Source organism: Neobacillus drentensis (assembly GCF_036965245.1).
Taxonomy (GTDB): domain Bacteria; phylum Bacillota; class Bacilli; order Bacillales; family Cytobacillaceae; genus Neobacillus; species Neobacillus drentensis_G.
Window position 1 is genome coordinate 11189 of the sequence record NZ_JBALPG010000129.1, and the last position, 25852, is coordinate 37040.

General features: G+C 37.2%; 25 protein-coding genes. 8 read left to right on the plus strand and 17 right to left on the minus strand.

From position 1 onward, the window contains the following. Together V7150_RS21455 and V7150_RS21460 are read left to right on the plus strand one after the other, a co-directional pair. A partial coding sequence (locus tag V7150_RS21455) for a DUF47 domain-containing protein (protein WP_335522332.1) occupies positions 1–228 on the plus strand: 228 nt, incomplete at its 5' end. Between the two features lie 11 nt (positions 229–239). Beyond that, positions 240–1241 carry an inorganic phosphate transporter gene (locus V7150_RS21460; RefSeq protein ID WP_335522333.1) on the plus strand — a complete coding sequence of 334 codons (1002 nt, stop codon included), beginning with the start codon at positions 240–242 and terminating at the stop codon, positions 1239–1241. 153 nt (positions 1242–1394) lie between these two features. Here the strand turns inward: V7150_RS21460 and V7150_RS21465 are convergent, their stop codons facing one another. The 10 genes from V7150_RS21465 to V7150_RS21510 form a co-directional block, all read right to left on the minus strand. Continuing rightward, complete coding sequence (locus V7150_RS21465) at positions 1395–4643, minus strand: hypothetical protein (protein WP_335522335.1); 3249 nt, start codon at positions 4641–4643, stop codon at positions 1395–1397. Next, entirely contained in the window at positions 4640–6052 is a 1413-nt protein-coding gene (locus V7150_RS21470; RefSeq protein WP_335522336.1) for a glycosyltransferase family 2 protein, read from the minus strand. Before V7150_RS21470 ends, V7150_RS21465 begins: the two co-directional genes overlap by 4 nt. A 3-nt stretch (positions 6053–6055) precedes the next feature. Further along, positions 6056–7093 (minus strand): HEAT repeat domain-containing protein, encoded by a 1038-nt coding sequence (locus tag V7150_RS21475; RefSeq protein WP_335522338.1) that lies wholly within the window; start codon positions 7091–7093, stop codon positions 6056–6058. Between the two features lies 1 nt (position 7094). Beyond that, positions 7095–7535, minus strand: a complete 441-nt coding sequence (locus tag V7150_RS21480) for a response regulator transcription factor (protein ID WP_335522340.1) — start codon at positions 7533–7535, stop codon at positions 7095–7097. Positions 7536–7609: 74 nt separating this feature from the next. Then, positions 7610–8413 carry a pyrroline-5-carboxylate reductase gene (gene proC / locus V7150_RS21485; protein ID WP_335522342.1) on the minus strand — a complete coding sequence of 268 codons (804 nt, stop codon included), beginning with the start codon at positions 8411–8413 and terminating at the stop codon, positions 7610–7612. A gap of 22 nt (positions 8414–8435) precedes the next feature. Continuing rightward, positions 8436–8948 (minus strand): DUF3189 family protein, encoded by a 513-nt coding sequence (locus V7150_RS21490; RefSeq protein WP_335522344.1) that lies wholly within the window; start codon positions 8946–8948, stop codon positions 8436–8438. A gap of 136 nt (positions 8949–9084) precedes the next feature. Beyond that, entirely contained in the window at positions 9085–9483 is a 399-nt protein-coding gene (locus V7150_RS21495) for a cytidine deaminase (protein ID WP_283922131.1), read from the minus strand. Positions 9484–9508: 25 nt separating this feature from the next. Then, positions 9509–9679 (minus strand): XapX domain-containing protein, encoded by a 171-nt coding sequence (locus V7150_RS21500; RefSeq protein WP_335522346.1) that lies wholly within the window; start codon positions 9677–9679, stop codon positions 9509–9511. 24 nt (positions 9680–9703) lie between these two features. Continuing rightward, a complete protein-coding gene (gene deoC / locus V7150_RS21505; RefSeq protein ID WP_335522347.1) occupies positions 9704–10378 on the minus strand; it encodes a deoxyribose-phosphate aldolase in 675 nt (224 codons plus the stop codon). Between the two features lie 163 nt (positions 10379–10541). Next, positions 10542–11480, minus strand: coding sequence for a sugar-binding transcriptional regulator (locus V7150_RS21510; protein ID WP_335522349.1), 939 nt, complete (start codon positions 11478–11480; stop codon positions 10542–10544). A gap of 276 nt (positions 11481–11756) precedes the next feature. Here V7150_RS21510 and V7150_RS21515 point away from each other — a divergent pair, with 276 nt between their 5' ends. Continuing rightward, positions 11757–13931, plus strand: coding sequence for an MMPL family transporter (locus tag V7150_RS21515; protein ID WP_335522351.1), 2175 nt, complete (start codon positions 11757–11759; stop codon positions 13929–13931). 61 nt (positions 13932–13992) lie between these two features. Here V7150_RS21515 and V7150_RS21520 read toward each other — a convergent pair whose 3' ends face one another. Genes V7150_RS21520 through V7150_RS21540 form a run of 5 tightly spaced genes read right to left on the minus strand, consistent with a single transcriptional unit; the run spans position 13993 to position 17295 of the window. Continuing rightward, positions 13993–14541, minus strand: a complete 549-nt coding sequence (locus V7150_RS21520) for a 2-oxoacid:acceptor oxidoreductase family protein (RefSeq protein WP_335522353.1) — start codon at positions 14539–14541, stop codon at positions 13993–13995. A 2-nt stretch (positions 14542–14543) separates the two neighbouring features. Continuing rightward, positions 14544–15296: a thiamine pyrophosphate-dependent enzyme gene (locus V7150_RS21525; RefSeq protein ID WP_335522355.1), complete on the minus strand. Its 753-nt coding sequence runs from the start codon at positions 15294–15296 to the stop codon at positions 14544–14546. Beyond that, positions 15293–16357, minus strand: coding sequence for a 3-methyl-2-oxobutanoate dehydrogenase subunit VorB (locus V7150_RS21530; protein ID WP_335522357.1), 1065 nt, complete (start codon positions 16355–16357; stop codon positions 15293–15295). Before V7150_RS21530 ends, V7150_RS21525 begins: the two co-directional genes overlap by 4 nt. Before the next feature lie 19 nt (positions 16358–16376). Continuing rightward, complete coding sequence (locus V7150_RS21535; RefSeq protein WP_335522359.1) at positions 16377–16607, minus strand: 4Fe-4S binding protein; 231 nt, start codon at positions 16605–16607, stop codon at positions 16377–16379. A gap of 7 nt (positions 16608–16614) precedes the next feature. Continuing rightward, the gene (locus tag V7150_RS21540) at positions 16615–17295 is read right to left on the minus strand and encodes a hypothetical protein (protein ID WP_335522361.1); all 681 of its coding nucleotides are present in this window, start codon (positions 17293–17295) and stop codon (positions 16615–16617) included. 213 nt (positions 17296–17508) lie between these two features. On the opposite strand from V7150_RS21540, the gene V7150_RS21545 reads away from it, so the two are divergent. The 3 genes from V7150_RS21545 to V7150_RS21555 all read left to right on the plus strand — a co-directional run bounded on the left by V7150_RS21545 (position 17509) and on the right by V7150_RS21555 (position 20523). Continuing rightward, on the plus strand, positions 17509–18627 hold the full coding sequence (locus V7150_RS21545; RefSeq protein ID WP_335522363.1) for a metallophosphoesterase: 1119 nt from the start codon (positions 17509–17511) through the stop codon (positions 18625–18627). 326 nt (positions 18628–18953) lie between these two features. Then, entirely contained in the window at positions 18954–20234 is a 1281-nt protein-coding gene (locus V7150_RS21550; RefSeq protein WP_335522364.1) for an ArsB/NhaD family transporter, read from the plus strand. A gap of 10 nt (positions 20235–20244) precedes the next feature. Next, a complete protein-coding gene (locus tag V7150_RS21555) occupies positions 20245–20523 on the plus strand; it encodes a hypothetical protein (protein ID WP_335522366.1) in 279 nt (92 codons plus the stop codon). Between the two features lie 152 nt (positions 20524–20675). On the opposite strand, the gene gndA is transcribed toward V7150_RS21555, so the two are convergent. Continuing rightward, complete coding sequence (gene gndA / locus V7150_RS21560; RefSeq protein ID WP_335522368.1) at positions 20676–22088, minus strand: NADP-dependent phosphogluconate dehydrogenase; 1413 nt, start codon at positions 22086–22088, stop codon at positions 20676–20678. Positions 22089–22387: 299 nt separating this feature from the next. Between gndA and V7150_RS21565 the strand changes: the two genes are divergently transcribed. Together V7150_RS21565 and V7150_RS21570 are read left to right on the plus strand one after the other, a co-directional pair. After that, positions 22388–23050 carry an FMN-dependent NADH-azoreductase gene (locus tag V7150_RS21565; RefSeq protein WP_335522370.1) on the plus strand — a complete coding sequence of 221 codons (663 nt, stop codon included), beginning with the start codon at positions 22388–22390 and terminating at the stop codon, positions 23048–23050. A 445-nt stretch (positions 23051–23495) separates the two neighbouring features. Further along, the gene (locus tag V7150_RS21570) at positions 23496–24650 is read left to right on the plus strand and encodes a HAMP domain-containing sensor histidine kinase (RefSeq protein WP_335522371.1); all 1155 of its coding nucleotides are present in this window, start codon (positions 23496–23498) and stop codon (positions 24648–24650) included. Positions 24651–24711: 61 nt separating this feature from the next. Here the strand turns inward: V7150_RS21570 and V7150_RS21575 are convergent, their stop codons facing one another. Then, positions 24712–25716: a CAP domain-containing protein gene (locus V7150_RS21575; protein WP_420490317.1), complete on the minus strand. Its 1005-nt coding sequence runs from the start codon at positions 25714–25716 to the stop codon at positions 24712–24714. Positions 25717–25852 lie beyond the last annotated feature (136 nt).

Below are 25852 nucleotides of genomic sequence, written 5' to 3' on the forward strand. Positions count from 1 at the left end.
TCAAATAAAAAATTACCTCAAATTCGAGAACATGCCATTAAAATTAAAGATTTAGAATCAAAATGCGATAATATTTTACGACAATCGATTAAGCATTTATTTTCTGTTGAAAAAGATCCAATTCGCATTATTCAATATAAGGAAATTTATGAAAATCTAGAGGATATCGCTGACTATTGTCAGACAGTTGCAAATACCCTTGAATCCATTATCATGAAAAATGCATAAGGAGCTTAAAAATGAGCCTTGTTTTAATTTTAACCATATTAATTGTTATTGGCGCCCTTGCATTTGATTTTATTAATGGTTTCCATGATACAGCAAATGCAATCGCAACTTCTGTTTCAACTAAAGCACTAAAACCCCGCCAAGCCATTCTATTGGCTGCAGTAATGAATTTTGTTGGTGCTCTAACATTTACAGGCGTTGCTAAAACAGTTTCAAAGGATATTGTTGACCCATTTACATTACATAATGGCTCGGTAGTAATTCTAGCTGCACTACTTGCAGCTATCTTTTGGAACTTACTTACTTGGTATTACGGGATCCCAAGTAGTTCTTCCCATGCGATTATTGGATCCATTGCAGGTGCAGCGATTGCAGCAGAAGGATTTCATGCTCTGAACTATAGTGGTTTCATAAAAATTCTTGAAGCACTTATCCTTTCTCCAATCTTAGCTTTTGCATTAGGCTATACTGTGTATAGCATTTTTAAAGTGGCTTTTAAAAATTTTAACTTAACAAAAACGAATCGAAATTTCCGGTATATCCAAATTGCAACAGCAGCTTTGCAATCTTATTCCCACGGAACGAATGATGCTCAAAAGTCGATGGGAATCATCACCTTGGCACTTGTTGCCAATAAATATCTTGATCCTGATGCTGGCATTCCTTTTTGGGTACAAGTATCCTGTGCAATTGCAATGGGTTTAGGTACCTCTATTGGCGGTTGGAAGATTATCAAAACAGTTGGCGGGAAAATTATGAAGATACGTCCAATTAATGGTGTTGCTGCCGATATAACCGGTGCCGCTATTATTTTTGGGGCGACATTTATCCATTTACCTGTAAGTACTACCCATGTTATTTCTTCAGGTATACTAGGAGTAGGTGCTTCACATCGTCTTAAAGGAGTAAAGTGGGATACAGCTCAACGGATGTTAATTACTTGGGTTATTACCCTTCCTATAACAGCATTAATTGCCGGATTTACTTATTTCATTTTAAATCTATTCTTTTAATTCAAAAACCAGAGAGTACTTTCTCTGGTTTTTTGTATATTTCTTCTAAATATTAATGAAGACAGTTACCGATCTCCCTTATGTTTCCCCTAAGGAATACCACCGGTCTTTTTAGACTGGTGGTATTTTTGAAATTCTTATTCTTTTTATTCCTTACTTTCTTTCCATTAAATCGGTTGTCCCGTATATTTCCGCCATCATCTGGTAAGAATCCTTTAATCTTTCATGAAATATTGGATTGTCCCAGCTTTTCCAGCTATATAAATATGCATCTTTTTGCTGAAGCATGCCATTAGCCGCTTTTGGAAGTGTTTGTTGCACCTTACCGTCCTCTGTCGCGACGACAGTAACCCGTACTCCGTTTGTTTCAGCGCTAGCTGATAAACCGTTTTTCCATAAATCACCCATTACTTCCTTTAAGCTTGGATCCTTAAAATTCAATAGCTGCCATGGGATCCTGCCTTCAATCACTTTTTTATCGGTGCTAATGCTAATATCCGTTAAAGAATCAAACTTTTCACTTGCTGGATTGGCATTCCCAAACCTTAGTACTCCTGTTTCATCATCCTGAAATTTAATCGTTGTTTTAGTAGAAGGAATGGTTAGTTCTTTATTAAGTGCCAGACGGATGGGATGAAACACCCCATTATCCTTTTGGGCTGCATATGGTTCCTCCCGAATCATTTTTAAGAGCTTTGCATACTGGTAATAGAATGAATCATAATAACTATCGACCATTATTCTGGAGTCCTTTGGCCCTGTCAATTTGATGAAAAAATCAATTCCATAATCTGTTTGAACCTCTGTTTTATCGTTTAAAGCTATCTTCGTTTGCCCTTGATTGCCGATTGTATCAAGCAATAAGTAGACTCCCTGGTTTGCTAGTTCAACTGGCCGATTATATTTAAGCAAAAAATACAAATAGCCGCTGTCAGATGTAAGACGAACTTCCTTTAAAGGCACCTGTTTATTTGAAGACTGATACCCTTTTTTTACACCTGCCAGTTCCCAATCGGCGGATGTACCATCCACCACTATTCCTGTTCCCCTTTTACCAGATTCAAAACCAAGCAAACCAAAATGCTGTTCATTTGTTTGCTGATTGTTCCAATATGGACGGCGGTCGGGATTATCGAAATCCATCGTATTCCAGGTTCGCTTAAACCATTCATCCTGCCATGTAAAAACAAGTCCACCTGCATACCCTTCTGAGACTATCGATTGGTACAAACGGCTATCAATTTCTCCCTGCTCTTTCTCTGAATGTTTTCCCTGATTCATCCCATACGGATTCTTATGGGTTATTCCCCTAGATGACGGCACACCAAATTCTGCAACTAAAATAGGCATCTGATGAACGGTACGAAGCTCATGAAGGTAACCTGCATAATTATTTTTCTTTCCACTTGCATCCTCATAGTCAAGATATTTTTGTTCATAGTTAAGAAAATCGGGGTAATAAGGATAAATATGATAAGAAGCAAACTGACCCGCTTGAAAGGAATTTGCAGTCTGAATATGATTCGGGTCAATTGAAACCATGTCCTCATTCTCAAGCGGTTCGGCAGGATGGTTCAACAAATCGGTTGTTACCCAATTCGTAAAGCTCATGGAATGCTGCCAGTTGTATTGCTTTGCTTCGTAAGCTGCAGCATAGTCCATCATGCCCGCAAGCCAAACCTCAAACGGGCTGGCATTCTCCGTTTTAAAATAATCACCTTTTAATTGGGCTGCTCCTGCATGAAGTACATTTGTATTGGTCACCATTGCCGGATCCCATTCTGTTCCAATAATCAAACCAAGGACATACTTGGAAATATCATATTGATACACACCTGATGCATGTCCAGGACGTTTAGCAAGATTGGCATTCCCATGAATAATATCAATCATATTTTTTATTTCCAGCTTAGCGTCATCCACATTCACCTTCGCAAATGCATCCTGTGTTTGGATTAAATTCTCTTCATTTACCCATGTCCCATGGAACAGGTATAAAGGTTTTTTCGCCAGTTGATTATATTCATAAAATGCCTCGTAGAACTGTGGCGGGTGAAGTGTATAAATCCTAATGGCATTGGCATTCATCGCTCCAATTTCCTTAAACCAGCGGAAATACTCTTCTTTGGTAATCGCCGTTTCACCTGGAAAATAACCTGGCTTTCCAATTCCCATATTAACTCCCTTGATTAAAAAGTCCTTCCATTTTCCATTCTTTTGGATTTGAATATAAGAATCTCCTGTCTTACTATTTGTCTTCACACCGTCATGTTGTACTATTTCAATTTCTTCTTGAGTCTTTACTTGATTCAGACCATTTTTTAAAATATCCTTCATCATCGGTACATACGCTTGCCAGTAAAAAGAATCTTTTGATCCAAAAGTTCTTTTCCATGTATCAAAGCCCTTCGTTTGATAAATTTCAGGCACTTCCGCTTCATCAGCATAATCTCCAGAAAAATAGTAGGAAGAATACTTTGCATTTTGGTGATAAATGACTGCCGGAAAATGATCTGGAATCCCATATCCTTTAAGCTTTTCCTTTGCAGATGATGAAATCGGCAGTTTATACGAGGCCAAAACTTCATTCTTGTCCATAGGCTCGATAATATCGAACCAATACTGGTACTTCCCCTTTATTTCATGGGTAAAATGTTTTTTTCCCTTATTTGTTAATTGAAGCAGGAGCCCATTATCCTTCACATCCTCGTTTGCAATCACTACAACATAATCATTGCTGCTGACAAAAACAAAACCTTCTCCATTAAAGGTCCATTTTTTGTTTTGCTTCTGATAATTCTCCTTTACCCATTCAGGTACTTCCCGACTATTAAGATCTGAAAAATATCGGCCAATCCAGCCAGACCATTCAACATTAAGTAAATTAGCAATTTCAGCCTTTGCAGTTTCTGAGGTTGGACTTGCAAACGTATTAAATTCCGCGATCAACGTTTTCCCTTTTGAATGAATTAGTGTTTTTTCAATTTGATTAACCTCACTCGATTTAAGGCCACCATAAATTTTTGCTGACCTTTTGCCTGAGGGGTTCTCTCGATAAAAGTCATCTTTATATACACCATATTGGTCTGTCAAATAGAAAACATCATATTGATTTAAGTCCTTAGGTAAGGGATCTATCGTATATTTTTTTTCAGTTTCTGGTACAAATCCCTTATAATCCTGTTTTTCAGAATAAGGTTTTTCTCCATTTTTAAAGTATTTTGCATTGTTTAAAATCCAAACCAGCCCTTTATGTTCGCGGTATGTTGGATTAGGCACCGTTTTATCTACGATTAATACATTTAATTTTTTGGAGGGCTCGATTTTCCATAACCAAAAGGGGCTTGTCACAAATATAATGAATAGAACTGCATAGATAATTAATTTGGTTTGTTTCTTCATTCTGATACACCTTTTCTCTTCATTTCTCCCCAGCTTGTATCCCCTTTTAGCATTTGCCATATACCTTCGCAACGCCAAATAACAGTCATCGGCCTATACCAAATGGTTTCTGTTAAAGAATATAGGAATAGTTTAATGATATCTGATACCTTTGGATACTTTGTTAAACTCCATTCCTCTAAAAGAACTGCTGCCATCGAAAAAATCGAACCATATAATAAAGATAATAGAAATAATAAAATAGCAAACTCAATATAGATTCCACCAAGAAATAAACAAAGAAGCATAAAAATATATCCGAATAATTCGATTATCGGGCCAAAAAACTCGACGATCCAAAAGTATGGGAAAGCCAGGAGTCCGATTGAACCATACTTAGGATTAAAAGTTAATTTTCTATGAATCCATAAGCTCTCAAATAGACCCCTATGCCAACGTCTCCTCTGTCTTCTTAAAAAGGTAGTATCTTCTGGTACCTCTGTCCAACAAACAGGATCCGGGACATAGACAATCTTCTTCTTTTGTCCTTTTTCCTTTAAAAGGCGGTGCATTCTCACCACTAATTCCATATCTTCTCCGACCGTATCAGTTCGATACCCTCCTGCAGCAACCACCCAACTCTTTGAAAAAACTCCAAAGGCACCGGAGATAATTAATAAGAGATTATGCCTGCTTAGTCCAATTCTTCCCATTAAAAAGGCACGTAAATACTCAATAATTTGCATGACAACTAAAGGTTTATCTGATAAGGCAATCTTTTGAATACGGCCGTTTTGAATTTGACAGCCATTCGCAATCCTTACACTGCCTCCGGAAGCAATCACTTCCTCATTGGAGTCGATAATCGGCTTCATCACCTTTAAAAATGCATCCTGTTCGAGTACAGAATCACCATCAAGAGAGCAAAAATAGGGATAATGAGAAAAATTAAGACCAACATTTAGTGCATCCGCTTTTCCTCCGTTCTCTTTATCGATAAGAAAAAGATTTGAAAAAATGGCGGATTGATAAATCTTTCCTATTGGTTTCGTGTTTATTTGTTTTCGAACAACTTTTTTTATTTCTTGCATATCATAGTGATCTATCATTTTATCGAGGGTGTGATCGGTTGAACCATCATTCACAACAATCACTTCGAATGCAGGATAATTCACACTTAATAAGGATCGTACACTATGGACAATCCCTGCTTCTTCATTATAGGCCGGGACAATGATCGAAACGGGTTTTGTATATATTCCCTCCATATAATCTTCATAGACCTGAACACGATCAAGTTTATATTCCTTTCGAAGCTGCAATATCGAAATAAGTAAAATAACTGTGTAAAACAAAATGACAATCACCATATAAACGGCAATGAACAAAGTAAAAGCAGTAACAATATCTTCCCACTGAAAAAATGGCATCGTTTATACCCCTTTATGCAGCCATTCCCAGGCCATATCTTTTGCAAAAACATCTTTAGATGTTTCTAACACCTTACGTAAAATATCTTTCCCATTTGCAAACTGACAGATAGACTGTCCAGCTTGGTAACGAACCCACCACGTTTGATCATGCAAAAGCTCTATTAATCTTGGCATTGCTTTTTCTACTTTTAATGAACCAATTAATTTAGCAGCTATCATCCTTTCCTCCCATTTAGTAGAATAAAGTAGATCTAAATATGGATTTATATTTTTTACATAGCCAATTTCCGCTAATGCCTTTAAAGACCTTAGCTTTACTTCTCCTGTGTTGATGAGAATACTATTTTCAATGAAGGGAAGATAACTTCTCTCTCTTTTTATTGAAATAACTTCAAGAACGGCCTTCTGTAAGGGAAGCTCAGCTTTATGAAAATGAAGAACAAACTGATCAAATTGCTTTTTCTCTAAGCGAATCAAAATATGACGGTAATCATATTCAGATAGGTACTGATAATTATTGGTAAGCAATTGGAATAGTGGTTGAAATTGGAATAATGCAAGGATTCTTAAGATATGTACTAGTTCTTCATGGGAAAGTCGATTCTTTTTCGTTAACCCATAAACATCATCTAAAAGTGATATCATATTAAAATCATCAATATGATATAGGGTATTCATGCGTGTACTCCACTTTTTACTTTTAAGCCGCTTTCGATAGTATTCAGTTAAATGCATTGATGCAAATTCGGTTAAACGTTTCCTTTCTTCCTCACCTTCTAATACATTTGCATAGCGGCTAAGCAGTTCTTCGATTGCCTTTTGCTGAAGGGGTGATTCTGGAGTTAATTTCCTTGAATAACTTCCTTCTGTTAGCAATTGAAAAATGAGAGGATTATATATTTCTTTGTATTTTTCAATTTTTTCCCTTCTCTTTAAATCTATCGCTTTTCGAATCGTTAAATACACTAATAAATTTATCAAGATACATAAAATAGAAATGGTTAGAACTGAAAGGATAAATAATTCATTATTTGGCATCTTATTTAATCCTTTTAATTAACCGTTGTATTCTTGCTTGCAGCTCCGTAATACTAAATGGCTTCGTCAAATAATCGTCTGCACCGAGTGTTAATGCCCTCTTAATATCAGGCTCACTTTTTCTCCCCGTAAGCATGAGAACATAAATTCCCTGTCTATTTTTATCACTTTTCACCTTTTTTAAAACTTCCATTCCGTCCATTTCTGGCATCACACCGTCCAAAATTAAAAGATGTTCACCTGATTCTTCTAAGCGGCGTGATTCCAAAAATTGAATGCCACTCTCAAACTCTATTAGATCGAGTTTATAATCGTCAAAATTCATCATTTTAATTGTCCTTATTATTATCGATCGAATAAATTCCTCATCATCAATAATCGAAAATAATATTGTTTTTTTCTTTTGATTTAATAATTCTGGATTAAGCGAATTAAAATACATAAAATTACTACCCCTTAATTACAAGTGTCTATATAAAAACAGGACCCAACTTTCAGGACCCGAAACTCAATATATTAATTTAGTGTTGTTACTTTTTTTGTACAGCTCTCCATAGCTGCCAAAATCGCCCCGCGAAATTGCTCCTTCTCCAGCGTTGCAACTGCTTCAATGGTTGCGCCGCCAGGTGTACAAACATCATCTTTAAGTTCTCCCGGATGTATTCCTGTCTCTAATACCATTTTGGCTGCACCTAAAACGGCCTGAGCAGCAAGCCGATAAGCTTTATCTCTTGGTATTCCTTGACGTACTCCCCCGTCAGCCATTGCCTCTAATAACATGTAAACATATGCTGGGGAGGAACCGCTTATGGATGGGACGGCATCCATGAATTTTTCTTGCAAACGCTCAGTTTTACCAAAACAATGGAACAAACGCTCCACCTCAATTAGTTCATCCTCGCTAAGATAATCATTTGCACATATAGCACTCATTCCTTCACCAACTAATGATGGTGTATTTGGCATTGTCCGGACAGTCTTTACTTGAAAGCCAAATGCCTGTTCTATATCCTTTAAGGTAATTCCTGCTGCAATGGTGACAATGATAGCATTTTGTTTAATATTCTTTTTTATTTCTTCAATGACTACACCGTGAATGTCAGGTTTCACTGCAAGGATCAGTATGTCTGCAAACCTAGCAACGTCAATGTTAGATAATGATGCTATTATACCGTGTATCCGTACGATTTTATCAATTGTTTTTTCTGTTGCCGCACTTGCCATAATATTTTCTTTTGGAATCATATTAGATTTTACAATTCCTTCGATCATAGCTTGGGCCATTTTCCCCGCTCCAATAAAACCTATCTTTTTATTCATTTTGCTCTACACCCTATCTCTCCTACTTATACATTTCATTTTCTAATATAATGACATTTTCCGCAAATGTTTTTCTTCCGACTTCTTTCGTATTTTCAACCAAACGATAAACATTATCACAGCATTGTTTGGCACCCTTCACTAATAACGGCACCCCAATAACATCGATTTTTAATCCTCTTGAGAAAAATCCTCCCATTGACATTGTAAAGGGAACTGTTGGTGAGGTATTGGAAAAAACAATTTTTTCATCGAATTTAAATTTTTCTTGAAGTAATAAACTCATTTCTTTTAAAGCCGGAACGACTAATTTATTCCTTTTCCGTCCAAGTGTATAAACGGAGTTGCCCTCGTCATCACACCCATGGATGATAAGTTTTCCGAAATCTTCCTTTGTCAATTTATTAAAAAATTTTACATTCAATATTTCCTCTCTTGTAAGTTCCCGTTCTGATTGGGGCAGTTGTTTTAAATGATAAGCGGCTGCCAATGCAGTGGTATGTGTCCCGCCATAATCATTATAAATGTAAATCATCGTATCATCCCTTTTTAATTTTCTAGGTATATTATGTACTTTTATACTTCCTTCAATTCTAGAGATGACACGTATTAGGGAAATACAATAAAAGAGAAGCTAATCAATGATGAATAGCTTCTCTTTTGTATAATTATTATTTAATTAAATCTTTAGGAGAAAATGCACCGGGAAGAAGATCTTTAACTTGGATTCTTTGAATATCGCCTTTTAAATTTGTTAGTATGACTTCCATTTCAGCATCACAAAGTTCAGAAATCACCTGGCGGCAAGCGCCACATGGAGAAACTGGTCCATCAGTATCCGCTGTAACAACGAGGGAATCAAATTGAGTTACCCCCTCTGAATAAGCTTTAAACAAGGCCGTCCGTTCGGCGCAGTTTGTCATACCATATGAAGCATTTTCTATATTACAGCCATGATAGACCATACCCTCTTTTGATAAGAGTGCTGCGCCCACCTTAAATTTAGAATATGGAACATATGCAAACTCTCTTGCTTTATTTGCTTCTTGAATAAGCACTTTTTCTTCCATTCTACTCACGCTCCGCCAGGGAATATTAATGCTGGAATAACTTCATAATCCATTCAAGTAAAACGCCGCCAAAATAAACACCGAATACACCAACTACTGCTGAAAATACAGGGGGTGCAGGCAATGGCAATTTTAAAAATTTAAACAGCATACCAACAAGTAATCCAGCAAATAATGCCATTAAAACTTCTTTCATTCGGTTTCCCTCACATTTATATTATTAATAGTTATTATTAGATAGCTCACCTTTAGCGATGGAAACACCGGAACTAGCTCCAATGCGGGTTGCTCCTGCTTCTACCATTGCCAATGCATCTTCACGGCTGCGGACACCGCCGGACGCCTTCACACCAATTTCAGGGCCGACTGTCTGACGCATTAAGCGGATATCCTCAACTGTTGCTCCTCCTGTCGAAAAACCAGTGGATGTTTTCACAAAATCTGCCCCTGCTTTTACAGAAAGCTCACATGCTCTTACTTTTTCTTCATTTGTTAATAAGCAAGTTTCGATAATAACCTTGACTAATGCCTTTCCCTTTGCAGCCTCCACAACGGCACGAATATCTTTTTCCACCAATTCATCCTGCTGATCTTTAAGCGCCGCAATATTAATCACCATATCGATCTCATTTGCGCCGTTTTCAATAGCATTTATTGTTTCAAATGCTTTCGTTTCCGGTGTTGAAGCACCTAGAGGGAAGCCAATTACGGTACATACCTTCACTTCTTTTGTGTCTGTAAGCATTTCAGCAGCAGTACTAACCCAAGTAGGGTTAACACAGACAGATGCAAATAAATATTCTTTAGCTTCCTCGACAATTTTTACGATTTCTTGTCGAGTAGCGTCTGCTTTTAATAATGTATGATCAATCATTCTAACAACATTTTGAGTCATTTTTATATCCTCCCACTTATTTAAAAAATTATTTATCGTTTCATTGTTATTTATCACAATTTAACTATAACAAAGAATATGAACATTTGTAAATGACTTTATGAACAAATGTAAAGAAATATAAAAAAAAAACAGCAGTTAATGCTGTTTAATTAAATCATTTCTATTTATCAAGTAAGAATTTAGCTGTGAATTGATCCGTGACTAGCACATTTGCATATTTTCCTTTTAATGCACCATATATTCCTTCAATTTTATTAGGACCGCCTGCCACAACAATGGAATATTCCTTCTTCCTTAATTCATCAAGATTAACTCCAAGAGTTCTTTCATTCAAGCTTTCATTACATATTTCACCACTTTTATCAAAGAAACGTGAGCAAATGTCACCGACTGCTTTTCCATTTAGGGATTTCAAGTCACTCTCTGTAAAATAGCCTAACTGAAATAATAATGAGTCTGTTTTGATTGACCCAATCGTAAACAATGCAATATTTGCCTGATTACCCAGCTCTAATATTTTTCGAATATGACGATCCGCCTCCATTGCTTGTTTTACAACAACATGGTCAACAATAGCAGGTAATGGAAGATGGTGAGGGGCAGTATTATAGGCCTTTCCAAAAAGGTACAATATTTCGGAAGCATATGTGTTCGTTTCCGCATGGCTTACGCCGCCTTTTAATTGAACAACTTTTACATTCTTCACAAACTTTTGTTTTAATTCGATAGCGATATGATAAAGAGTAGTTCCCCATGTTACCCCGATAATATCATCATCCTTAACGATCTCATCAAGATAATTTGCAGCCTTTTCTCCAAGGTAATTTTTAATAATATGATTCTCATATTGAGGAATGGAAGCGATTATAGCCTTTTTTAGATTGAACTTTTTTTCTAATTGCACAGCTAAATTTTCAACATCCTCAGTGGGATCCATAATATTAATCTGGACGATCCCATCACTTTTCGCCTGTTGTAATAATCTCGATACAGTAGGACGGGAAACACCTAAAATCTTGGCAATCTCGTTTTGATTATAATCCAATAAATAATATAATTTGGCAGCTTCAATGACCTTGCTTAATTTTTCTCGATCCACTTGTATCACCCAAAATTTTTGAAATTTTTATCTTTATTGTAACAAAAAAAGTGTGCAAGTTCACAATATCTTTACATTTGTAAAATCCTATTTGAACATTCTTGTTTTTTCAATTCACAATCCGGTTAAATGAATTTTCACTTGGATATAGGGAAAAATCTATGGAACGATACCTCCTGTAAGGTGAATATTGAAATAGTCACGAAAAAGTCATTCGAATCGATTAAATTCTTCTGTATACTGAAATAAGAAAATGGATTGTTAGGAGGGGATATTTTGGAGAAATTGGGAGGATTTATTTACCGGCATCGAAAATGGATGTTAATAATTTGGATTTTAGTCATTTGCTTATTTGGTTTTTTCGCATTAAAATTACCCACTGTTTTAAGTGGTAATGGCTTTGAATATAAAGGGGAATACAACGAAACAAGAAAAATTCTGGAAGAAAAATTTGGACATGCTAAATCAACGATTATCCTAGTTTTTGAAAAAGATAAATCAGTTAGTGACGATGATTTTAAGATTTATATTCAAGAAACACTAAAAAAATTATCTGACTTTGATGGGGCGAAAAAAATTACCTCACCCTTCGAACGAGAAGGAATGATCAAAGGTCAATATGCATATGGACTCATCACTTTCGACAAAAAAGCCGAAAACCTTGGAAAAGAAATTGAGCAATTAAGCACTCTACTCAAAAATAAACCTGGATTAAAAGTCACAATGACCGGGGAACCCATTATTGTCCAAGACTTGAATATCGCAAGTCAAGAAGATTTAGCCAAGGCTGAAATGATTGGTCTGCCGATAGCCTTAGTCGTCCTTATCCTTGCCTTTGGTGGTCTTGTCGCTGCATCACTGCCACTTGTAATCGGGGTGGTTTCGATCTTAACGACAATGGGGACTGTTTATTTTTTTAGTTATAGTGCCGATTTGACCATTTTTATTTTAAATATCGTACCAATGATTGGACTTGCCTTAAGTATCGATTTTGCTTTGTTATTTATTAATCGGTACAAAGAAGAATTGCAAACAAACTCCATCCAAAAAGCACTGGAAATAACTGTTGCGACCGCAGGGCGGTCAATTATCTTTTCAGGGCTTTGTGTTTTTATTGGATTATCCGGGCTTTGGTTTATCAAAATTGATATTTTTCAAAATGTTGCCCTTGGCGGAATGACTGTTGTATTGATTTCTGCACTTTGTGCATTAACCTTCCTTCCTGCCTTACTTGCCATTTTAGGGAAGAACATTAACAAGCTGAGTGTCATAAAGATTTCGAATAAGCAATCGAGCATATGGCATAAATTTGCTTCCCTTGTGATGAGACGCCCTATCATAATGGCAACTGTGGCACTTGCCATTCTGTTAATTGGACTTATACCAGTGAAGCAAATGGTCTTAGCTATTCCCGGAACAGATTCCCTTCCGGCAAAATATCCTTCAAGATTGGCCTTAGAAACTTTTCAAGAGCATTTTATCGCTAATGAAAAACGAGATGAGAAAAAAGTGACGATTGTTCTTCAATCAAATGGTAATATCATCGAAAAAAACAATTTAGAAAAGGCTAATAAGGTGATTGACAAACTTGAAAGCGACAAACTTGTATATACGGTTGACTCACCATTCTCAGCGACAGGATTGAAGGATGTTGATCAATTATATCAATTGCTTACACATGGCGACAAAACCATGTTAGCTCCTATTAAAGACTATTTTATCAGGGATAATCAAATGCTTTTGGAAGTGTATTTAAAAACAGGTGAACATTCCTCTAAAGCTAGACAGTGGGTAAGTGAATGGTCTGGAAAAGATTTAGGACTGAAGGCATCTTTTGGCGGTCCGATTAAATTCGAGCAAGAAATTTTTGCCGAAATATTTCAAAAAGCACCGTATGGATTATTATTAATTGTCGTTTCTACTTTTATTATTCTCATGGCGGCATTTCGATCCATTCTTATCCCTATTAAAGCTATTTTAATGAATGTTTTGAGCCTTGGCTGTACGTTCGGAATTGTCGTCTGGATTTTCCAGGAGGGACACTTTGGAATAACGCCTGTTGATATTGCCTTAATTTTACCGGTTTTCGTGTTTTCCCTTGTTTTCGGACTCTCTATGGATTATGAAGTCTTTCTAATCTCAAGGATTCAGGAATTCTATATAAAAACAGGTGATAATACTGCGGCGACCATTTCCGGTTTAACTTATACGAGTAAAATTATTACCTCTGCAGCTGCTATCATGATTGTCGTTACAGGTGCTTTTGCGTTCACAGGTGTAATGCCGGTTAAACAGCTGGGTGTGGGAATTGCAATCGCCATTTTCATTGATGCAACCATTGTAAGAATGGTTTTGGTTCCGGCTTTAATGAAACTGTTGGGTGATTGGAATTGGTGGTTTTTTGGTTATCAAAACAAACGTCAGCGAAAGATTCGCAAGAAGCCAGCCTAATTTTTAGGCTGGCTTCTTATATTTATGGCTAACTATTTTGGCCATAGGCTGACTCTATTTTTTAAGATATACTTGCCGCGACTAGTGAAGCACCCTTTTGCAATGCCTGCTTGTTAATTTCAATTAAATGATGCTTATCAGCTGAAAGAACTTTCTTTAATGATTCAATTACAGAGTCGGCCAAAACAATTTTTGTATGTTCTAGAAAAGCTCCTAATAAAATCATATTTGCGACACGGGAATTTCCAAGGTCATTAGCCATGTCTGTTGCACTAATTTCTATGATTTTTATGTCTTTACGAGCGGATGCCCTGACTACTAGTGATGAATTGAGAATTAAGATCCCGCCTGGTCGAATAAGCGGCTCGAACTTATCGAATGAGGGATTATTCAATACAATCGCTGTCGATGGTCTTGTAACTAGTGGCGATCCAACCGGTTCATCACTTACAACAACGGCACAATTAGCTGTACCTCCTCGTTGTTCAGGTCCATAAGATGGAAGCCACGAAACTCCTTTTCCTTCAAGCATGCCTGCATAGGCAATCAACTGCCCCATCGACATGACTCCCTGTCCCCCAAAGCCAGCAATAATAATTTCTTCAAGCATCCCTATTTCACTCCCTCTTTGTTTTTATAAACACCTAGAGGATAAACAGGAACCATATTGTCCTTTACCCAGACAAGGGATTCTGCCGGGTCAAATCCCCAGTTTGTTGGACAGGTCGACAGAACCTCAATCAGAGAGAAACCTAACCCTTTTTTCTGTGTTTCAAATGCCTTCCTAATGGCTTTCTTTACCTTTTGTATATGCGGTACATCATGGGCTGAAACCCGCTCAATGTAAGCAGCACCATCAAGCGTAGAAATCATTTCACAAACCTTAATCGGTGACCCTTGGATACTGACATCACGGCCGAATGGAGTGGTTGCCGTTTTTTGGCCAATCAATGTCGTAGGCGCCATTTGTCCCCCTGTCATTCCGTAAATAGCATTATTGACGAAAATAACGGTGATATTCTCTCCCCTTGCGGCCGCATGGATAACTTCACTAATACCAATCGATGCGAGGTCACCGTCACCTTGGTAAGTAAACACAAACCGATTTGGCAGAACCCGCTTCACTCCTGTTGCTACTGCAGGGGCTCGCCCGTGCGCCGCCTGTGTCATATCACAATTAAAATACTCATACGATAACACCGAACATCCTACCGATGCAACCCCAATCGTATCTTCCAAAATATCCATTTCTTCTAAAACTTCGCCAACAAGGCGGTGAATCACACCGTGAGTACAGCCGGGACAATAGTGTGTAGGCGTATCGGTCAGGCCGCTTGTTTTTTTAAAGACTGTCTTCATTGTCATACTGTTACACCCCCGGCAACAGACATAATCTTATCGTAAATTTCTTCTTGTGTAGGAACAACGCCGCCGGTTCTACCGAAGAAGTCTACCAGTGCAAAGCCATTCACAGCCAATTTAACATCCTCAATCATTTGCCCTGCACTCATTTCAACGGAAATAAAGCCCTTTACCCGTTCCCTTGTTTCGATAAACGGTTTTTCGGGGAATGGCCAAAGGGAAATCGGCCTAATTAAACCAACCTTAACTCCTTCCCGTCTCGCTTTATTAATGGCGTTCAAGGTAATCCTTGCGACCGTTCCGAAGGCTACCATAATATAATCAGCATCATCGATTAGGTATGTTTCATAACGAACTTCATTTTCTTTAATCCTGGAAAATTTCCGCTGCAAATTCCTATTTCGCTCTTCTAAGCTTTCTGCATTAAGCTCAAGTGATGTGATAATTTTCGGACCACCATCGCCTCGGGTACCTGTTGTCGCCCATTCCTTCTTAAACTGTTCCGTTTCTGAACGTTCTCCAAATTCCACAGGCTCCATCATTTGCCCCAGCATGCCATCGCCCATTAAAATTACCGGTGTCCGGTAACGATCAGCGATGTCGAAAGCATCCTGTGTCAATTCCACAATTTCCTGTAAGCTTGCTGGTGCCAAAACAGGAATGTTGTAATCCCCATGTCCACCGCCTTTTGTTACTTGAAAATAGTCTGATTGTGCAGGCTGGATATTTCCTAATCCTGGGCCTCCACGAACGATATTACATATAACAGCAGGAAGCTCTGACCCGACTAAATAAGAAATTCCTTCTTGCTTCAGGCTGAAGCCTGGACTTGAGGAGGAAGTCATGACCCTAACGCCTGTACCCGCTGCACCATACACCATATTGATCGCGGCTATTTCACTTTCAGCCTGTAAGAATAATCCATCCACTTCAGGCAGTCTTCTTGCCATGTAAGCTACAAGTTCGCTTTGCGGCGTGATGGGGTAGCCAAAAAAGTATTTACATCCTGCATGTATAGCTGCCTCCGCAATCACTTCATTTCCTTTCATTAACACTTTCCCCATGAGAATATCTCCCTTCGAATCACACTGTTTGCAAAATCTTTACCGGTCTATACACAGAAATTACAGCATCAGGGCATATTTGCGCACACTTTGCACAACTAATACATTTTTCTTGGTTAACAACTGATGCCGGCCGGTACCCTTTTCCGTTTAAATAGTCTGCTAGAAAAATAACATTTGTTGGACAGACTTGAACACAAAGACTGCAAGACTTACAAATGTCTTCATTAAAAACGACTTTTTTCTCCATATACCTTCTACTCCTTTTCCCATGACATCTTCATATACCGTTTAATAAAAACAACTTCATAGTTGTTCGCAAAGTTTTCAGCTTCCTTTTTCAAATGGTCGGAAATGGTGGTATATAATAAAGGAATTTCTAGCTTTTCGGATAAGCTACTACTTAACTTATAGCCTTTCTCAATATCCTTTATTGTTGTTTCAGAGCCAATGTTTGTGTTGTTAATAATACCGCTTACCTTTAGACGAGAGGCTCTTTCAATCTGATTAACTGTATAAAGAGCTCCCTCCAATGTACTGACATATGGCCGATTTCCATTAAGAACAAACAGTAATTCCAGGTTTAAATCCTTCCATTCGTGATAGTATTGTCCAAGTGCTGTCGCGCCGTCTTTATCTCCTCCGGCATCTACAATTAATCGGTACCTATGGTCATGTAGAACTCGATACATTTCACCAGACACGATAGGGAGATCGGCAGTGGCCAAACGATTCTTCGGTGCAATTAATTCAACTCCATGTTGTTGAAAGATACTAGATACATCTCGTGAGCGAAAATACGGGTTTATAATATCTAAATCATTAATAGCTACTTTTTCGTGTGTATGTTTCTCGGTTAAAGCCAGATTAATGGCAATTTCCGTTTTTCCGCTTCCAAAGTGTCCGGATAAAATAGTAATTTTATTTTTTTTACTCAACGATAAAGTCTCTTCCCTTCATGACTTTGTAAACGCTTCCAATATAACTTTTTCTAAATTATTCCAAGTTTAAATCAACTTCTATTATAAAACACAATAGGTCAGCACCGCCTTGAGTAATGTCACACTTCACTTAATTGTCATAAATAAATTAATATAGAAAAACCAATACTAAGATTACCTAACTTCAAGAATATGATGGAGGTAATTTAAGTGGACAAAAAAAGGCTTCCTTTTATTCTTTTCCTACTCACACTATTTTGGCTTTCTTGTTCCTCCTTTTCGTATGCAGTTGAGGACACTCCGGCTCATTCAGGAATAGTCGATTTGCGCATCCTCGAAACAACTGATTTACATGCTTCCTTAGTCAATTATGATTACTACCAAACAAAAGTGGACAATAGAATCGGCCTTGTCAAAACCGCAACATTAATCCAAGAAGCAAGGAACGAGGTCAAGAATTCTTTATTGTTTGATGATGGTGATCATTTAAAGGGAAATCCACTTGGAGAGTATTTAGCAAGAATTAGAGGAATACGGAAAGGAAAAACACACCCGGTATACCGGGCATTTAATTACTTACAATATGATGCGATTGCCATCGGAAATCATGAATTTAATTATGGCTTAGAGTTTTTAAAGGCTGCATTGAAAGGATTAAAGATGCCCGTTTTAAACGCAAATGTGTTTTCAGTAAAAAAAAATAAACCTTACTTTACCCCCTATGTAATTTTAAAAAGGAATGTAGTAGACCGAAGTGGAGAGCATCATGAGCTGAAAATTGGAGTTATAGGTTTTATGCCAACACAAATCTTGAAATGGGATAAAGCAAATCTCGAAGGAAAAGTAATAGCTATGCCAATTGTTGAAACAGCGAAGGTATTTGTACCTATTATAAAGGCTGAGGGAGCAGACATTATTATAGCCCTTGCCCATACAGGCATCAGCAGTGAACCATACATTCCCGATACAGAAAATGCTGTCTATTATTTGACGAAAATCCCAGAAATTGATGCTATTTTGGCTGGACATTCTCATAGTGTCTTTCCTGGGCCTGTTTATAAAACAATTGCAAATACAAATATGGAAACAGGACAAATAAATGGTAAGCCTGTAGTAATGGCAGGTGCATTTGGAAATCATCTCGGAATTATTGACCTTCAGCTTTCAAAAACAGAAGACAAGTGGAAGGTATTAAATAGCACATCATTTACAAGGGCAATTGTAGATGAATATGGCAAATCACTTGTAAAAACAAATAAGGGTTTGTATAAACTGGTTAAACCAGAGCACGAAGAAACAGTAGATTTTATCAAAAAGTTAGGATTATAATGATTAAAAGTGCTAGAAAAAGACAAATGTAAAAATTTATCTTTCTATAGTAACAATTTATCAATTCTATTTACACTAAAAATAAATTTTTGTCCGTCTCTTGGTCTATGGCTGTCAATTTCATATAGTTGAAATGGGGGGCTATGATAAAACTCGGACGAAATTGACGTAATTTTCAGATTAACTTTCTCTTTACATCCCAAGAATATTTTTATAAAATAAAGTATAAAATACATATGTTGAATTTTGGTGGAGTCTGTCAAAGCGGGCTTCTTTTTGCATTTTTCAATGGTATGTATAAATACTTTGGGAGAAGAGGTCGATATATGTCAACACAAGCAATCATTGCAATTGGTGTATTTCTCATTACTTACGCTTTTATAGTCACAGAAAAGATACACCGTACCATCATCGCAATGGCCGGCGGAATCATGATGGTTTTATTAGGAATTGTCGGTCAAGAAAAGGCACTGCACCATATCGATTTTAATACACTCGGATTGCTGACAGGAATGATGATTATTGTCGCAATCACTGCTGAGACAGGTTTGTTCAAATACATAGCCATTTGGGCAGCAAAAAAAGTGAAAGGAGATCCTTTAAAAATTTTACTTGTCCTTGGAGTCATTACTGCATTAGGTTCGGCCTTTCTAGATAATGTTACAACCGTTTTATTAATGGTTCCCGTAACCTTCAGTATTACAAGGCAATTGCGGGTAAACCCGATACCATTTTTAATTACAGAAATTATCGCATCCAATATAGGCGGAACTTCCACCCTAATCGGTGATCCACCAAATATCATGCTTGGTAGTGCAGTTAAAGAACTAACCTTCATGGCATTTATTAATAATCTTACGGCCATTAGTTTTTTTATATTATTTGTTAATATTGGCATATTAGCTTTCATTTATCGGAAACAGCTTCGGACATCGGCTGAATTAAAAGCTGCCTTGATGGACATGGATGAAAAGGAAGAAATCACAGACAAAACACTATTAATTAAGTCGTTAATTGCCCTTACGATTACTATATTAGGCTTCTTCCTGCATCAACTGCTCCATATTGAGTCTGCTACTGTTGCATTAACTGGAGCATTTCTGTTACTTCTATTAACCGGGGAAGGATATTTGGATAAAGCTTTTTCTAAAGTAGAATGGACCACCATTTTCTTCTTTATTGGGCTGTTTGTTTTGGTTTCAGGTTTAATTGAAACAGGGGTTATATCTTTATTAGCGGATTATTCAGTTCATTTAACCGGAGGGGATGTTGCTTCTACTTCGATATTAATTCTCTGGGTAAGTGCGATTGCATCTGCATTTATTGATAATATCCCATTTGTTGCCACAATGATCCCAATGATCAAAGATATGGGCGAATTAGGAATAAATAATTTAGAACCTCTTTGGTGGAGCTTGTCACTTGGTGCATGTCTTGGCGGTAACGGAACATTAATTGGTGCAAGTGCCAATGTGATTGTTGCCGGGCTTGCAGCAAAAGAAGGTCATCCAATAACGTTTGGGAAATTCTTATTAATTTCTTTCCCATTAATGATTCTCTCAATCATAATCTGTACGATTTACATTTATTTAAGATATTTAATCTAGGGGGAAAATCATGAAGGCAGCATACAAATATGACGATAAGCTTCTAGAACTAAGGGAAACAGCAAACGAAGAGGATATTGAATTCTCGATTACCTTACTTAATAGTGAGTTAAAGAAAAGGATGATAAAAGTTCGAGAGTTTTTTGAGGAAAATAAGGTTTTAACTGATATTCATTATTACATTCACCCAAATAACAGATACCAAGTGATTGTCAGAAAAGACATTTACAATGAATTTATAATCCAATTATTTAGACAGCAATTATTAAAAGAAATAACATGGTCCTAAATTATTCAAAAAAAGTGCTCCTTAGAGGAATTCTAAGCAGCACTTTTTTCTCATAAACAACCGTTTTATTCTATCCGTTCCAGGAGTGAAAAACTGGATTCTTTAAATCTAACTTTCCTGCCCCATTTCTTGCAAGGAAAACTAAGTGTTTCTTATTCCATCCAGTTTGTATGGAATACCCCATCTTTATCGACACGTTGATAAGTATGGGCACCAAAGTAATCACGTTGTGCCTGTAACAGATTTGCCGGAAGAGTTTCTGTACGATAGCTGTCATAGTAAGCAATGGCACTCGTGAATGATGGAACTGGAATTCCACGCTCAATTGCTACAGCAAGAACTTGACGCAATGCAGATTGATAGCTCTCAACAATTTCTTTAAAATAAGGATCTAATAACAGGTTCGCTAATTCTGGATCACGGTCGTATGCTTCTTTAATTTTTTGTAAGAATTGAGCACGAATAATACAGCCGCCGCGGAAAATCATTGCAATGTCACCATACCGAAGATTCCAATCATATTCTTCTGATGCTGCACGCATTTGCGCAAAGCCTTGGGCATATGAACAAATTTTGCTCATATACAGAGCTTTACGAACCGCTTCAATTAACTCTTCTTTATTACCTTCATAGCCTTTCGCTTCAGGACCACTAAGCACCTTACTTGCCTTAACACGCTCATCTTTCATAGCTGAAATACAGCGGGCAAATACAGATTCCGTGATAAGTGGAAGTGGAACACCCAAATCTAACGCATTTTGGCTAGTCCATTTTCCTGTACCTTTTTGGCCAGCAGTGTCTAGGATCAAGTCAACCAATGGTTTACCTGTTTCTTCGTCTACTTTTGTAAAAATATCTGCGGTAATTTCAATTAGGTAGCTGTCCAGTTCACCTTTATTCCATTCGGCAAAAACGTCATGAAGTTCTTCGGCGGACAAGCCAAGGACATTTTTCAAGATAAAATAAGCCTCTGAAATTAATTGCATGTCACCATATTCAATCCCGTTATGCACCATTTTCACATAGTGGCCGGCACCGTTTGGACCAATATAGGTACAACAAGGGTCCCCTTCCACTTTAGCTGAAATTGCCTCTAAAATTGGCTTCACTAAATCATAGGCTTCTTTTTTACCTCCCGGCATGATCGAAGGACCTTTTAATGCCCCTTCTTCACCTCCGGAAACTCCTGTACCAATAAAATGGAACCCTGCAGTTTCAAGTTCCTTATTACGTCTAATCGTATCCTGGAAGAAGGTATTACCGCCATCAATGAGGATATCGCCTTCTTCAAGATATGGCTTTAATGAATCAATCGTTGCATCTGTTGCCGTGCCGGCCTTAACCATTAATAAAATTTTGCGCGGTTTTTCTAAGGAATTTACAAATTCCTCAACGGTCCGGGCACCGACAAAGTTTTTTCCTTCTGCTTCGTTTATTAAAAACGCTTCTGTTTTATCATAGGAACGATTAAAAACAGCAACAGAATAGCCGCGGCTTTCAATATTTAATGCAAGGTTTTTTCCCATAACCGCTAGACCAATCACACCAATTTGTTGTTTAGACATTCTAAATCCCTTTCCTTTCTAAAAATCCTTACAACCCTATTCTAACCTATTTTAACTGTTTATCGCTTATAATTAAACTCAGGTATAGCTTTCCAACAGCGTAATGCCTCATTTGTCACAATCTTTACCTCCAAAGTTTCTTTTATAAATAGTTTGCGCAATTTTTGTATGATTAACTTAACTCATGATCAAAAGTCACTTAATGTTCAAGAACTTCACTCTTTGTTCAATATTGAGCAAAGATATCTTTTCTATAATAATTATATTGAACTAAATATTGATAGATGGGGTGTGTTGAATTGGAAAAGTTGCTTTATGTGACCGCAAATCCAAAGGGTTTAGAAAAATCAAAAGGCCTGCAAATTGGGGAAGCCTTTCTTGAAGCTTTTCAGAAGGAACGTCCCGACGTAGAAATAAAGAAAATGGATTTGTTCACCTTAGACTTTCCACAAATGGATGCTGATTTGGTTTCGGCAAGAGGAAAATTAGCTGGTTACGGATATACATTGGATCAGCTGTCAGATGCCGAACGCGAAAAGATTATAAAAATGCACGCTCTTGCAGATGAATTTATCTCATATGATTATTATGTTTTTGTGTCCCCCGTGTGGAATTTGAGTTCACCTGCGGTCTTAAAGGCTTTCCTCGATAATTTATTTATAGCTGGAAAAACCTTTGCCCATACACCAGACGGACCAAAAGGGCTATTAAAAAATAAGAAAGCTGTCCATATTCAAACTAGAGGCGGACAATATACAGGCACTCCTCTTCAGGAAATGGAATCTGGTGACCGCTATTTAAAAATTGCCCTCAGCTTTTTAGGTATTGAAGTTATGGACACATTAATCGCAGAAGGATTCGATTTATATCCGCAAAAGGTACCTGAAATTATAGCAAAAGCCAAAGAACATGCCAGACTCGTTGCTAAAGAATTAGCTAAAGGTATATCAGTTCAAGTGTAAATTAACAATCGCGAAAGCTTCCTCTTGAGGAAGTTTTTTCATTTTCACATTCTTTTACTTTCAAACTTTGTTAAAAATATCAAATTAATAGCATAATTGGAATGCTTTAAAACTAATTAAAGAACATTACTATTGCTCAAAAGTACATTGGACTTTTCATATCTTAAAGGCATATATCATGAACCTTATGGGGTTATTCGTCTAATATCATTTGCATTCCTTAACAAAATATATCTTTTTTCAAAATATTTAGTAAATTTTGTTGTAACTTGTGGAAAATACATGTTAAAATTTCCCTATCAGCCCTTTTTGGATGGTGACGGAAATGGAAATTACGAAACACCTTTTCTTAAATCTCTCCCTTTTAATCATACTACTATTTTTTTGTTTAATATTTCTCGAAAAAAGTCAAAAATACACCCTTTCTAAATCATCAATAATAATTTTGTTTATCGCAACTTTATGGTTATGTATTCAATTCTCCTACACCCCCGTTCCATCTGCCAGGTATGATTTAAGAATTATTCCTTTGGTTCTAGGCGGCCTTTATGTTGGAATCGGTCCAATTCTTGTTTTAGCAATTATACTCTTAAGAAGTTTCTATGGTTTGAATATAGGTTTTTTTCAAACCCTTATACTATATGCACCACTCAGCATTATACTTTGGAACCTATATCCTTGGATTTCGAAGCAGGCTCCTGAACGGCGGATTTTTGTAACGGTATGTATGGGAATGATCCTTGGCCTGCTAACGGTTTTTGGGATGAGTTTCACTAATTCTCACTCCAACCTTTTTGATGCTTGGTTTGCTTTCCTTGTCATACCTGCTCTGGGAATTGGCATCATTTCATATGGGATTGAATTTGTTAGAAAAAATAATGAAATGCAGCAGCAATTGATTAAAGCAGAAAAATTAAAAGCAGTCGAACAAATGGGAGCCGCTATTTCCCATGAAATTCGCAATCCTTTAACTGCGGCTAGCGGATTTGTTCAACTTCTTCAGGATGATTACCTTTCAAGGCAAAAGAGAAAAGAATACTTATCCATCGTTAAGGAAGAATTAATTTCCGCTGAAAGAGTTATTCAGGATTATTTGACCTTTGCGAAGCCATCTCTGGAAACGTTAGAAGAACTGAATGTAAAAAGTGAACTCCGACAAATTATCAATATTCTTCAACCCCTGGCAAATCAGAATTCTGTTGAGATCATTACTGACTTTTCAGTTATAGGTTTCATAAAAGGAGACAAACAGAAGTTCCGCCAGTGTTTTGTAAATGTCCTCAAAAATGCAATCGAATCAATGTCAACAGGCGGTTATTTAACGATTTCAACTGAATTTAGCCAAAGCTATGTAACAATTATGGTGAAGGATACAGGTGTAGGTATGACAAGTGAGCAACTTGAACGATTAGGCGAACCTTTCTATTCCACAAAAGGGAAAAAGGGAACGGGTCTGGGGATGATGGTAGTGTATAGTATTATTCGTGCAATGGATGGTTCTATCTGGGTAGAAAGTGAAGTAGAAAAAGGGACTACATTTCTTGTTGAATTTCCTACCATTACTTCAATCATAAAAACCCAACAAGCCGGCAGAGCTTAATTATCTGCCGGTTTTGTTTTGCATTTTTCTTATTTTCCTGCTAATCAGTACCTATTATTTATTACTTCCCTATAAACATTTGCGTCCAGTGTTTCCCAGTCTCTTCAAATCCTACCCCGATATGAGTAAAATTTGAACTTAAAATGTTTTTACGATGACCTTCACTGTTCATCCAGGAAGTTACGACTTCCTGTGGAGTCCTTTGACCTTGGGCGATATTCTCACCTGCGGATTTATAGGTAACACCAAAATCTCTCATCATATCGAACGGAGATCCATAAGTTGGGCTTGTATGTGAAAAGTAATTCTTTTGCTGCATATCCACTGACTTTTTCTGAGCAATACCATTAAGCTGGGTATCCGCTTTTAATGCAGGAAGCCCGTTTTTACTCCGTTGTGCATTTGTTAAATTGATCACTTGTTGTACATATTGGCTGACTGTTCCAGTAGTTGGTGCAATATTTTGTGTTGGAGCAGCTGGTTTTGGTGCTGGTTTTGGTGCCGGTTTTGTCTGTGGTGCTGGTGCCGTTGGCTGAGTTTGCTGTGGTGCCGGTGCCGGTACTGCCGGTTGAGTTTGCTGCGGCGCTGGTGCCGGTACTGGTGCTTTTGCAATCGGTGTTTGCTGCTGTATATATGGCTGCCCTTGTTGACCGAACTGAAATCCATTGCCTTTACTAGGATCTATGGTAGTATACTGATATTTTGCATCTTGGATTAATATCGCTCTTGTATGAGGATATTGATCACTGTTTAAAGATGTTTGATACGCAGAAATCATGTCCCGATTATTTTTTCTTGTTTTACGCTGATCATTATATAGATTAACATCTAAATCACTTTCACTGTTGTTACGATTCGTATAATCCTCGGTAAGTGGACCATTATGGTCAATACCGTCATCTCTTCCATTTCCCACGTTAAAATAAGGATAGTTCCTGTTGGTTGTATTCATTCCTACCTGGTTTGTAGTCTTGTCATTTATTTGATTTTTATCATTGTTATTACAAGCAGCAAGTCCCATTGTAAGGCATGCTGTTAAAAGTAAACCAACTGGTTTTTTTATCAATTGAAATACCCCCTTTTTGAAAAAATTTCTCTTGCCTTTTTATTTTTCATCTTTTCAATAAAGTTATTTGTGGTAATATCCGACTGTACCGAAAGAAAAAGGCTTTATGAGCAAAAAAAAACAGGTGCATGTGCAT

What these genes read in the sequence shown, in the direction of transcription:
- gndA (WP_335522368.1), bottom strand. Translation starts at nt 22,088, where the DNA reads ATGTCTAAACAACAAATTGGTGTGATTGGTCTAGCGGTTATGGGAAAA.
- proC (WP_335522342.1), bottom strand. Translation starts at nt 8,413, where the DNA reads ATGAATAAAAAGATAGGTTTTATTGGAGCGGGGAAAATGGCCCAAGCT.
- V7150_RS21495 (WP_283922131.1), bottom strand. Translation starts at nt 9,483, where the DNA reads ATGGAAGAAAAAGTGCTTATTCAAGAAGCAAATAAAGCAAGAGAGTTT.
- V7150_RS21490 (WP_335522344.1), bottom strand. Translation starts at nt 8,948, where the DNA reads ATGATTTACATTTATAATGATTATGGCGGGACACATACCACTGCATTG.
- V7150_RS21460 (WP_335522333.1), top strand. Translation starts at nt 240, where the DNA reads ATGAGCCTTGTTTTAATTTTAACCATATTAATTGTTATTGGCGCCCTT.
- V7150_RS21470 (WP_335522336.1), bottom strand. Translation starts at nt 6,052, where the DNA reads ATGCCATTTTTTCAGTGGGAAGATATTGTTACTGCTTTTACTTTGTTC.
- V7150_RS21475 (WP_335522338.1), bottom strand. Translation starts at nt 7,093, where the DNA reads ATGCCAAATAATGAATTATTTATCCTTTCAGTTCTAACCATTTCTATT.
- V7150_RS21535 (WP_335522359.1), bottom strand. Translation starts at nt 16,607, where the DNA reads ATGGAGAAAAAAGTCGTTTTTAATGAAGACATTTGTAAGTCTTGCAGT.
- V7150_RS21480 (WP_335522340.1), bottom strand. Translation starts at nt 7,535, where the DNA reads ATGTATTTTAATTCGCTTAATCCAGAATTATTAAATCAAAAGAAAAAA.
- V7150_RS21520 (WP_335522353.1), bottom strand. Translation starts at nt 14,541, where the DNA reads ATGCTTGAAGAAATTATTATTGCTGGCTTTGGGGGACAGGGAGTCATG.
- V7150_RS21555 (WP_335522366.1), top strand. Translation starts at nt 20,245, where the DNA reads ATGAAGGCAGCATACAAATATGACGATAAGCTTCTAGAACTAAGGGAA.
- V7150_RS21550 (WP_335522364.1), top strand. Translation starts at nt 18,954, where the DNA reads ATGTCAACACAAGCAATCATTGCAATTGGTGTATTTCTCATTACTTAC.
- V7150_RS21500 (WP_335522346.1), bottom strand. Translation starts at nt 9,679, where the DNA reads ATGAAAGAAGTTTTAATGGCATTATTTGCTGGATTACTTGTTGGTATG.
- deoC (WP_335522347.1), bottom strand. Translation starts at nt 10,378, where the DNA reads ATGACTCAAAATGTTGTTAGAATGATTGATCATACATTATTAAAAGCA.
- V7150_RS21525 (WP_335522355.1), bottom strand. Translation starts at nt 15,296, where the DNA reads ATGACAATGAAGACAGTCTTTAAAAAAACAAGCGGCCTGACCGATACG.
- V7150_RS21465 (WP_335522335.1), bottom strand. Translation starts at nt 4,643, where the DNA reads ATGAAGAAACAAACCAAATTAATTATCTATGCAGTTCTATTCATTATA.
- V7150_RS21530 (WP_335522357.1), bottom strand. Translation starts at nt 16,357, where the DNA reads ATGGGGAAAGTGTTAATGAAAGGAAATGAAGTGATTGCGGAGGCAGCT.